This window comes from Nocardia arthritidis (assembly GCF_011801145.1).
Taxonomy (GTDB): Bacteria; Actinomycetota; Actinomycetes; order Mycobacteriales; family Mycobacteriaceae; genus Nocardia; species Nocardia arthritidis_A.
The window spans coordinates 4,637,893-4,648,947 of sequence record NZ_CP046172.1; the positions used below are offsets into that span (position 1 = coordinate 4,637,893).

The following is an 11,055-nucleotide window of genomic DNA, read 5'->3' on the forward strand; positions in this document are numbered from 1 at the left end:
TCGGTCAACCATACGAAACCCCGGACCAACAGGTCAAACGGTTGCCGCGCTACAGATCGCCGATGATCGCCGCGACATCGCGGGCACAGCCGTAGCCGATCGTGACCCCGGAGCCGCCGTGCCCGTAGTTGTGCACCACCGGGATACCGGGCAGGACCGAGCGGTCGAGTTCGAGTCGCACCTGCTCGCGTCCGGGGCGCAGGCCCACCAGTGTCTCGATGACGGTGCTTTCGGCCAGCAGCGGCACCAGATCGCGGCAGCGTTCCAGGATCGATCGCGTCAGTTCGGGATCCGGCGCGACGTCCCACCGGCCCGCGTCGAGCGATCCGCCGAGTATGCAATCGTGTTGCCTGGGATGGACGTACGCGCGGCCGAGCGGATGTGCCTCGTCACGCACCGAGATCGAGATGCCCGGATTGACCACGCGCACGATCTGGCCGCGGATGGGTACCAGCGTCGGATCGCCGACCAGATCACCCGCGCGCAGTCCGGCGCAGTTGACCACCGCGTCGGGTGCCAGGTCGGCGATATCGGCGAGGCTGTCCACGGTGCGCCGAACCCAATGCGCCCCGGCCGCCGCGACCGAATCCCGCAGCCACGGCAGGAAGACCGGCATCTCGACCAGTGGAACGGCATACCGATAGCCCATCGGGTAGCCCGGCGGCAGCTCGCCGGGCCGGGCCACCCGGAACCCGCGCACCGACCGCGACCAGTCCGGCGTCGCCGGTTCGGCGCGGTAGAGCGCAAGCGATTCACACATGCGCACCCCGGGGACACCGTCGCCGGCGAGACGTTCGAGGTAGGCGAAAGTCGTTTCACCCCAAGCGTTCACGCGATCCTTCGGGCCGACGGCGGTCGGGAACCAGACCGCGGCGGCCAGATACGACGTGGTGCGCGCGATCGGCTCGGCGCTGATGATCGTGACGTCGTGCCCGTCCGCGAGCAGCTGCGCGGCCACCGAAAGTCCGGATATCCCTGAGCCGACGACAACCACCCGCATGCCGCTGATCATAGTTGTCAGCGCGCTGTCGGCGGGCTGTCGGCGGCCCCGGGCACCGTTATCGGCAGATCGGATGCGGCCCGCAGGGGGCCGGATCCGCCTAGGTCGAAAGGGTTACGAGATGTCCGATATCGCACTCACCGAATTCGTCGGCGCCACCGCGGCGAAATTCGGGATTCCCGGCGTCGCCGTCGGGATCTATGCCGGCGGGGAGGCGGTGTTCGCCTGCCACGGGGTGACCAGCGTCGAGAATCCGCTGCCGGTCGACGAGGACACGGTTTTCGCGCTCGGCTCGGTGAGCAAAACGTTCACCGCGACCGCGGTGCTGTGCCTGGCCGCGCGGGGGAAGGTGGAGCTGGACGCGCCCGTGCGGCGGTACGTGCCGGAACTGGTACTCGCCGACGAGCGGGTCGCGGCGCGAATCACCGTGCGGCAGTTGCTGAATCACACCTCCGGGCTGGGCAACGGGGAGGTCGTCGAGAGCGGGTCCGGTGACGACGCGCTGGCCCGTTACGTGGCGACGCTGGCCACCCTGGACCTGATCGGCGAACCCGGCGAACGGGCGTCCTACAGTCAGGCCGGATACAACGTGCTCGGCCGGATGATCGAACACGTCACCGGACTGACCTTCGAAAAAGCGATTGCCACAATGCTTTTCGAACCACTGGAGCTAGAGCACAGCCTGTACTCCGCCGACGAGCTGCTGACCAGGCGCTTCGCCGTCGGGCACAACCGCGCCGAGGACGGCACGATGTCGGTGGCGCGGCTGCGCAAGCGGGCGCGCGGCGACAACGCCGGTGGCGGGCTGGAATCCTCCGTCTCGGATCTGTTGCGCTGGAGCCGTTTTCACCTCGGCGACATCGATGCCCAGGTCGTGCCCGCCGAACTGCTGCGCGAAATGCGGGATCCCACGGTTGCGCTACGGGCCAGCACCCTCGGCGATGACATCGGACTGTGCTGGTTCCTGCGCGACGTCGACGGTGTGCGCACCGTCGGGCACGGCGGCTCTACCAACGGCCAGTTCACCGAACTGCTCACCGTGCCGGAACGCGACTTCGCGGTGGTCTCGCTGGCGAATGCGGGCCCGGACGGAATCCAGTTCAACCAGGCCGTCGTTCGCTGGGCGCTCGAACACTACCTCGGGGTGATCGACCGCGACCCGGAGCCGCTGCCGTTCGACGCGGCACGGGCACGAGAAATCGTCGGCCTCTACGATCTGGGCTCGATGCGGTTGATCATCGAATCGTCCGGCGCCGAACTGCGTCTCGACGTCGACATCAAACCGGAGATCCGAGCCGCCGCCGACCAGGAACTGCCACCCGGCCACACCGGCGGCGTCGGCCTGCTGCCCCGCGACGAGTACATCATCACGAGCGGCGGTATGCAGGGCCAGCGCGGGTATTTCACCAGGGATGCGAGCGGCGCGGTGATCGGTATCGATATCGCCGGGCGGTTGGCGAATCGAGTTGCGGCACAAGGATAATCGCGGGTTCTCGGTTTTGTGCTCAGTCGGGCACCGATAGTTCAGCGAGTTGGTGCAGTGCGTCCGGGCGGGGTAGGTCGAGACCGCGCCGGAATGCCTCGGCGAAACCGGTGGCGCCGAGGTTTTCGGTGAGTTGGCTACGGAGTGTGCGCAATTCGGGTTCGCCCTCGTCGAACGCACCGCGAATGATCTGGCTCAGGCCGAGTGCGTTCGCGGCGCCGGTGGGATCGTTCTCCAGGGCGAGCAATCCGGCCAGCAGCTCGGCGATCCGCGCGATGGCGTCCGCGCCGCGGGCGAATGCGCCGCGGACGGCGGCGGGCAACAGGGTTCTCGCCGCGGCGGCGTCGTGTTCGGTGAGGTGCAGCGACATTCGCGCGGCCGCCACTTGGTCGCGGGCGATCTGCTCCGGGAAGGGCAGGTGGCGAACGTTTTTCAGCACCCGATCGAGGGTTTGTCCGGCGTGGGCCGAATCGCCGCGGCGGCGGTGCGATTCGGCGAGGTCGAGCAGGATGGCCGCGGCGACACGGGTGTAACCGCGCTCGGCGGCCAGGCGCCGGGTGGTATCGATATCCCGTGCGGCGCCTGCGAAATCACCTGCCCGGAGGCGTTCCCGCACCAGCCTGGTGTGGCTTTGCAGCACATCGTCCTCGGTGCCGAGTTCGGTGGCGTAGGCGGCGGCCCGCTCGAAGGCGGCGATGGCGGTGGGGTGCTCGCCGCGCAGCGCGTGATCGTTGCCGAGTGCCAGCAGGGCGAAACCCGAACCCCAACGGTCGCCGACGATTTCGAATTCGCGCAGGGCCGCCCGCCTGGCTTCGGCGCCCGCCGGTTGCTGCCCGCCTTCGGTGAGCGCGAGATCCTGTGCGAGGTGGGCGCTGCCGCGGACCCACGGATCGGGCGAGGTGAGCGCCTCCGCGAGTTGGCGTTCGGCCAGATCCGGATTCCCGGTGCGGAAGGCCTGTACCGCGATCCACAGCGGGACGGTGGGGTGGAAGTCCGCCGCCCCCGCGTGGACGGCTTCCTCGAGTAGTGAACGCGCCTGTGCGCGTTGCGAATCGGGATCAGCGACGGCGGGTTCGATGACCGGGCCGCCCGCCATGAGCCGTATCACCTGGAATGCCGCCCTGGTGGCCGCCGGTAGTGCGTCGCCGAGGCGGAGCACATCGGCGATGGCCGAAGCGAATTGGGCGCTCATTCCGCGAATGCCCCAGTACCAGAACAGCGAACGCGCGAAGCGGGCGGTGGTGGGCGCGTCCTCGGCGTATCGGAGTGCGGCCACCATGTTCTCGTGTTCGGTGTCGAATACGGCCATCGCGTCCAATTGGTCGCGGGTGCGCAGCAGCGGTTCGTGCTCCTCGGCGACGGTCAGCAGATGGTCGATGAAACGCGTTGTGAGCGGGGCTGTCTCGCTGCCGATCCGGGTCGCGGCATATGCGCGGACGGTTTCGAGCATCCGGTATCGCGGTGGTTCGGCGGCGACCTGGACGATCGACTTCTCGACGAGGCCGTCCAGCACGTACGGAATATCGTCGGCGACCAGCTCCGCGTCCGCGCAAACAGCTTGCAGCGCTTCGATATTCGCGCCGCCGGAGAATATCGACATGCGGCCCGCGAGTATCCGTTCCGGATCGTCGAGGAGATCCCAGCTCCATTCGACCAGCGCGAGCAGTGTGCGCTGCCGGGGCAGCGCCGTGCGGCTGCCGGAGGTGAGCAGCCGGAACCGGTCGTCCAGACGGCGGGCGATCTGATCGGCGGTCATCGAACGGAGTTTGGCGGCGGCGAGTTCCAGCGCCAGCGGTAGACCGTCGAGGTGGGCGCAGATCTCGCGCACCGGGCCGAGGGTGTGCTCGTCGAGCCGGAAACCCGGGCGCACGGCGGTGGCCCGGTCCAGGAAGAGCCGGATCGCGGGATAATCCGCCGCCTGCTCGGGTTCCGCGGTCGGCGGCGGCAGTGCGAGCGAATCCAGGTGGCACAGCGCCTCACCGGTGACGGCAAGCGGTTCACGGCTCGTCGCAAGGATTTTCAGCTCGGGTAGCCGCATGAGCAGCCGATCCGCGAGTGCCGCCGCCGTCTCGATCAGGTGTTCACAGTTGTCGAGCACGAGCAGCGCCGCACCGGTATCGAGCATCTCGACGAGTCGATCGATCGGCGTACGGTCCGGACCGGTTGCGCCGGAAAGGGATTCGAGCGCACCCACGACCGCGTCGAACAACTGGTCCGGCGCGCCCGCCTCGGCCAGCGGAACGAACCACACCCGCTCGGCCGGATACCGGCCCGCCGCCTCGATCGACAGCCTGGTCTTACCCGCACCGCCCGGGCCGACGATGGTGACGAACCGCGAGCTCGCCAAAAGCCCTGTCACGAGGGCAAGTTCGCGATCCCGGCCGACGAAGCTGGTCAGCTGCGCGGGCAGCCGGGGCGCGGTCCGCGGCGGTGGGGGCGCGAGTTCTCCACGCAGCAGCGCGAGCTGGATGCCCTGCAGTTCGGCGGACGGATCGATACCGAGTTCGTCGCCCAACCGCGCCCGAATCTCCTCGAAGGCCGCTAGCGCATCCGGCTGCCGCCCGGCCGCCGCCAACGCGCGAATCCGCAACCCCGCCAAGCGCTCCCGCATCGGATACTCCGCCACCATCGCTGTGAGCTCCGACAACACCTCGGCCTGCCTACCCAGCCGCAGTTCGGCATCGAACCGATCCTCCGCCGCACCGATCCGCAATTCGGCCAACCGCGCCGCCGCAGGCCCCGCGAACGGCGCCTCGAGCACATCCGCGAGCGCGGGCCCCCGCCAAAGCCCCAGCGCCGCACCGAGTGTCGCCGCCGAACCGGCCTGCCCGGCCGCCAACTCGGAGCGGCCCGCGCGGCCAGTTCCTCGAAGCGCTCGGCATCGACCTCGAAGGCCGCCGATTGGGCGGCATCGACTGCGGTGTTTTTATGACGGTTCGCTCTGGTGTCGGCCGGTGTTTCGGCGTCGGGGAAATGGTTTGCCGGGATGCGGGTCGTTGCGGTGGTACCGAATTCGGCACTCGTGTGACGACGCGCTTCGAGATCAGCCAGTTCGGCGGCGCCAAGCCGAGCGTTCGGAGGGTGGTCCGTCGCGGTGTCGGCCGACTCGTCGGCATCGACCTCGGTTCCAGGTCTCGTCACTCGGGTGGGCGCGACGGCCGCGAGCCGATATCCGCCCGCTACCAAGTCGACCGCGCCGACCCCGCGCAACGCCCGCCGCAACCGCGAGACCAGCGCCTGCAACGCGCCACCCGCGTCCGCGGGGACGTCTTCGCCCCACAACGCGTCGATCAGAACCTCCACGGGCACCGGCCGCCCCGCCGCCAGCGCCAGCCGCGCCACCAGCATCCGCACCCGAACCCCGCCGATCGGCACCGGCACTCCCGCCGCGTCCCGGACCTCGACGGGCCCCAAAACACCAACCCACACCCGACGAGTCTCGCAGAACCGCCGCCCCGTCGAGTTCGGTCGGTCGGCCGACCGCGCCCAAGCCATGCGCTTGCCGCCCAGCAATAGCGCCCTGATCTCGGTTTCGCCGCGGCGTCGAGGACTCCCGACAGCACGTCGAACCAAGAGCATCGAGCAGCAGGACGCATCGTCGAAGCAGCGAACGGCCGTCGAACCGATGGACGAATACGGTCGACAAATCCGCGCTACGGCATGAACTGGGCGGGTGCGCGTCCGAAGGCGTGGCGGCGCGAAAGACCCGGTCGTCGGCCGTAATTCAATGGTTTCGCGGGTCGGCCTGTAGCAATTGCGGTGAGGCGGTGAACCCACTGCGGGTGTAGGCGCGGACCGCCCGTTCACTCGAGTGGACGGTGACCCGTTTCAGACCGAGGCTCTCGGCGAGGGCGAGAATCCCGTCGACGAGCCGGCCGCCGATCCCGCTGTTGCGATATTCGGGGCACACGTAAACGCATTGCACGTCGCCGCTGGCCCGCACCAGTGCGAGCGGGCTCGGTACTCGGGGAGTGGTCGCCAACCAGGCCATGCCGAGGACGGTTTCGTCGCGCACCGCGACCAGACAGCGGTGTCCCTCCGTGTTGCGCTGCGCCCACTCGACGAACCACTGGATGAATTCGTCATACGTGGTGGCGGGCCTACCCTGATTCTCTGCGGCCCAACGCCACCGCAGATCGGCGACGGCCGGGAGTTCGGCATCGGAGGCGGGCCGGACTTCGATCGTGTTCATGCTCGAATTCTGCCGTGCCCGGACCGCCGAACCGGCGAGGTAACCTGCCGGATCGGCATCGTGGTGCGAATTACGATGCGTACCAGCCGGTTTCGGAAGCAAGCGGCCGCTTGGGCTCAGTGGGTCGGATTGTGATGGCGCACATGACGATAACGGTGCGCGAGCCGATGCTATTGATTTGGAAGCGTTCGTCGAGCACGGTGATGCCGTACCGGAACGGGATAGCGGTTATTGGAAGTTCACGTCCACGCGCGAAGGGCCATTCATGCCGCCCATGAACCAGGGAAACGGCGATCAGGCGGCGGCCTGGGCTCGGGAGAGCCGGATTGTGGCGGCACACATGACGATTACGGCGACGGCGGTGCCGACGAGGCCGAGGCTATTGGTTTGGAAACGCTCGTCGAGCACGGTGATGCCGATGTAGGCGGCGGCGAGCGGTTCGGCGATGGTGACCGCGGGCAGCGAGGCGGCCAGCGGCCCGGCCTGGAAACCCTTCTGCTGCAAGAAGAATCCGGTGATGCCCGCGACGATCAGCGCCCAGGTCTGCCAGCTGCCGAGCACGTGGACCACGCCGTGTTCGAACAGTCCGGAAACGTATTCGGTGAGTGCGGCGGCCAGCCCGTACAGCGAACCGCTCGCCGCGCCGAGCAGCAGCGCCCGGCGGTTCGGGTCACCGCCGGTCAACCCGAAAACGGCTGCGGCGGTGACCAGTCCGACCAGAATGCCGAGCGGCAACACCCAGGCACTCAGCGGCGCGGTCGTTTTGCCCTCACTCGGATCGCCGATGATCAGGAAGCAGGCGAGCGCGGCCGCGAGCGCGACGGCGGTCGCCCAGGTGCGTGCCGTGATGCGCCTGCCGTTGAGCCGCGCGGCCAGCGGCAGCGCGAAAACCAGCGCGCTCACCAGGATCGGCTGCACCAACAGCACCGCACCCAGCGCCAACGCGACCACCTGCATGCCGTAGCCGCCGATATCGCCGATGATTCCGGCCCACCAGCGCGGGTTGCGCAGCAGCGCGCCGACGAGCGGTTTGTCCTCGGGCACCGCCGCCGCCGCGGTCTGCTGTGCGACGGCCGCGAGGGCGAATAGCAGCGCGGCGATCAACGCGCAGATGATCGCCGCGGGCGGATTTGCGGTCACAATTAGTTTGCCCCTCGGTTGCGGTGTGCGGGCGCCCCGGCGCGTCGCCGTCCCCGCCCGGGCGTGTCGCCCCTGGTCGCGTGGTTCGCGCCGAAGCCGCCCGAGCGGGCCGCCTTGGCTGCGGCGCCGCCGCGCCCGGCCGAACCACCAACGGCGCGACCGGTTTTCGGCGCGTCGGTGGTGCGGGCCACGGAACCGGACCGATTGGTCTCGCCCGCACCGCGGGAGCCGCCCGCGGCGGATCGAGCGCCACCCGTTGCGCGCGTGGGTCCCGACGCCATCGTCTCGCGCGCGGTCCTGCCGGCGCGCGCGGTGCCACGCGCCGCCGGATCACGCACGACAGCAGTACCCGCTGCGCGCTCGCTCACTCGCCTACGGGATTTCTTGGGTGCGCCGACGGTGCGGGTGGGCTCGGCGGGTGCGGCGGCCGCGGCCACCGCGATCCCGCTCGGCTGCCGCGCACCGGTGATCTCGACGAGCTTGCGGTCACCCGGCCGCACCGCGATGCCCTCGATATCGACACCGGCCTTGCGGGTCATCTTCTCGACGTCGCCGCGTTCCTCGTCGGTGACGAGCGTGACGACGACGCCTTCCTCACCCGCCCGTGCGGTGCGCCCCGCGCGATGCAGGTAGGCCTTCGGCTCGGCGGGCGGATCGACGTGCACCACCAGGGAAATCCCGTCGACATGGATGCCGCGCGCGGCCACATCGGTGGTGACCAGCACCGGCGTGACACCCTCCGCGAACGCGGCCAGGGTCCGGGTGCGATTGTTCTGTGCCTTGCCGCCGTGCAGCGCGCCGGCGGAAATCCCCGCGGCCCGAAGCTGTTTGGCGAGCCGGTCGGCACCGTACTTGGTGCGGACGAACATGATGGTCAGCCCGTCGCGCGCGGCGATCTCCGCGGTCACCGCCCGCTTGTCGGCCTTGTGCAGGTACAGCAGGTGATGCGACATGGTGGTCACCGATGCCGCCGCGGGCGCGGTCGAATGGGTCACCGGATCGCGCAGGTACCGCTTGACCAGCTTGTCCACCTCGCCGTCGAGGGTGGCCGAGAACAGCAGGCGCTGACCGTCTTTCGGTGTGCGGTCGAGCAGCTTGGTCACCTGCGGGAGGAATCCCATATCGGCCATGTGGTCGGCCTCGTCGAGGGCGGTGATCCGCACCTCGGACAGGTCCGCCGCGCCCTGGGTGAGCAGGTCGGCGAGGCGTCCCGGGGTGGCGATGAGCAGGTCGACGCCGCGGTTGAGCCGGTCGGCCTGGCGCTTGATCGGCGCGCCGCCGACCACGGCGGCCACCCGCAGGCCGAGCGCGAGCGCGGGTTCGTCGAGCGCGCGTTCGATCTGCAGCACCAGCTCGCGCGTCGGCGCGAGCACCAGCCCGCGCGGGCGCAGTGGCTTCGCGGCCGAACCGGTGAGCCGGGCGAGCATCGGCAGGCCGAAGGCGAGGGTTTTACCCGATCCGGTCGGGCCGCGGCCGAGCACATCCTTGCCGCGAGCGCGTCGGCGATGGTGGCCGCCTGGATCGGGAACGGGGTTTCGATGCCGTCGCGGCGCAATGCCTGGACGAGCACGGCGGGCAGGCCGAGCTCGGCGAAGGTCGGAACGGGCGTCGAAGTCACAGGGGGTGGTGCCTTTCGTTGCCTCGGCGCGGCGGAGTACCGGAACTCGTTAGGTTCAGCCGAGCGGTTCGGCCCGGCAGGGGATGCAAAACCGGGGTGAGTAGGGGTGGAATCGGCGATCGGGCATGAACGGGCCGATCGGATTCGATCACTCAGCGTACCGCTCACCCTGGTCCTGGGACGAATCCGGCGAGTGGGGAAGTTCGTGGGGAAGTTTCCGGATTCAGGTCCGGAACAGGCGGCCGAGCTCCTCGAGCCAGGGGATCGCGACGGCCAGCGTCGGCACCACCAGAATGGCGGCGGAGGCGAGATAGGCGGCGATGGAAAGGCGCACACCGCCGAGTGGGCCGGACAGCCGCTGGATCCGGATGAGCGTGCTCGGCCCGCCGACGGCCAGCGCGCCCTGCGGTGCGATCGACTTGGAACAGGCGACCAAGGCGCGAGCCAGCGGACGCGGACCGGTGACCTTCACCGCGGAATCGTCGGCGAGCAGTTCGATGAGCAACTTCACCGAATCCAGCGCCGACTTACTGCGCACCCAGCGGGGAAATGCCTCGTGCGCGGCGGTGAACGCCTCGAGCACCAGATCGTGGCGGGCGCGCAGATGGGAGCGCTCGTGGCTGATGATCGCGGCGAGCTCTTTCTCGTCGAGGTTGTCCAGGGTGCCCGCGCTCACCACGACCCGCCTGCGCAGCCCGGGTAGGCAGTAGGCGATGGGCTCGGGCGCGGCCAGCACCCGGATATCGGCGGCGCGGCGCGCGGGACCGCCCTGATCGAGCAGGTCGACGAGCATGCGGTGCTTGGCGCGTCGCCTGCGGGTGTGCACGCCGACCCGCACCACCGACCAGATCAGGCGCGCGCCGACCAGCAGGGTGAGCGCGAAGACCAGGACGTAGGCCAGCCAGAGCGGCAGCCCGAGCACGTCGATCTCCCGGGTGGGTGAGGTGGTCGGCCGTCCGTCGGGTCCGGGCACCAGCAGCTGGGCCGCGATGGCGAGTCCGGAACCGAAGGCGCTGAGCACGGCGGCCAGCGCGATGGCCTGCCACAGAACAAGTGCTGCCCGGGGCGTCCGGTACGGCCAGGTCGCCCGGGCCAGCAGAGCTGGGGCAGGCCCCGCGAGAAGCAAAGCGAGACCGGCGAATACCGGCGCGGTTGCGTTCATCGACTCAGCTCACTGCGTTGTGGGGCCTGGGTCCGAGGAGTCTACTGCGGCGGCTTCGCCTCGTCCTCGGTGGCTTCGAGCTTAGCGAGTGCCTCCCGCAACGCGGCAGCCTCATCCTTACCGACCTGTTCGACGAAGTGCACCAGCGCGGCGGCGCGGCTGCCCGCCTCCTCCGCCTGTTGCAGCGCGTCCACCATCAAGCTGGCGACCAGTTCGTCGCGGGTGTGTACCGGGGCGTAGCGGTGGGCGCGGTCGTCGCGCCGCTGTACCACCAGATTCTTCTTCGCCAGACGCTGCAGCACCGTCATCACCGTGGTGTACGCGAGCTCGCGGCGGGCGGCCAAGGCCTCGTGCACCTGCCGGACGGTTTGTGGTTCGTCACTCGACCACAACTGGTCCATGACCGCTTTCTCGAGTTCACCAAGTCCTGCCATCCCACAAGTTTACGGACTCAACGACG

At 69.4% G+C, this 11,055-nt stretch carries 7 protein-coding genes and 1 pseudogene; 1 reads left to right on the forward strand and 7 read right to left on the reverse strand.

Going from position 1 to position 11,055, the window contains the following annotated elements; genetic code table 11:
• Positions 1-49: 49 nt before the first annotated feature.
• Entirely contained in the window at positions 50-1,000 is a 951-nt protein-coding gene (locus F5544_RS20920; protein ID WP_167474755.1) for an FAD-dependent oxidoreductase, read from the reverse strand.
• 121 nt (positions 1,001-1,121) lie between these two features.
• Here F5544_RS20920 and F5544_RS20925 point away from each other — a divergent pair, with 121 nt between their 5' ends.
• Positions 1,122-2,483 carry a serine hydrolase domain-containing protein gene (locus tag F5544_RS20925; RefSeq protein WP_167474756.1) on the forward strand — a complete coding sequence of 454 codons (1,362 nt, stop codon included), beginning with the start codon at positions 1,122-1,124 and terminating at the stop codon, positions 2,481-2,483.
• Positions 2,484-2,505: 22 nt separating this feature from the next.
• Here the strand turns inward: F5544_RS20925 and F5544_RS20930 are convergent, their stop codons facing one another.
• The 6 genes and pseudogenes from F5544_RS20930 to F5544_RS20955 form a co-directional block, all read right to left on the reverse strand.
• On the reverse strand, positions 2,506-5,385 hold the full coding sequence (locus F5544_RS20930; protein WP_275107062.1) for an ATP-binding protein: 2,880 nt from the start codon (positions 5,383-5,385) through the stop codon (positions 2,506-2,508).
• Positions 5,386-6,207: 822 nt separating this feature from the next.
• Positions 6,208-6,675: a GNAT family N-acetyltransferase gene (locus F5544_RS20935; RefSeq protein ID WP_167474758.1), complete on the reverse strand. Its 468-nt coding sequence runs from the start codon at positions 6,673-6,675 to the stop codon at positions 6,208-6,210.
• Positions 6,676-6,969: 294 nt separating this feature from the next.
• The gene (locus tag F5544_RS20940; protein ID WP_167474759.1) at positions 6,970-7,815 is read right to left on the reverse strand and encodes a DMT family transporter; all 846 of its coding nucleotides are present in this window, start codon (positions 7,813-7,815) and stop codon (positions 6,970-6,972) included.
• 227 nt (positions 7,816-8,042) lie between these two features.
• Positions 8,043-9,433 (reverse strand): annotated as a pseudogene (locus tag F5544_RS20945) (DEAD/DEAH box helicase); the annotation flags it as partial.
• Positions 9,434-9,656: 223 nt separating this feature from the next.
• Positions 9,657-10,595, reverse strand: a complete 939-nt coding sequence (locus tag F5544_RS20950) for a M56 family metallopeptidase (protein WP_167474760.1) — start codon at positions 10,593-10,595, stop codon at positions 9,657-9,659.
• Positions 10,596-10,636: 41 nt separating this feature from the next.
• Positions 10,637-11,029, reverse strand: coding sequence for a BlaI/MecI/CopY family transcriptional regulator (locus tag F5544_RS20955; RefSeq protein WP_167474761.1), 393 nt, complete (start codon positions 11,027-11,029; stop codon positions 10,637-10,639).
• Positions 11,030-11,055: the final 26 nt, after the last annotated feature.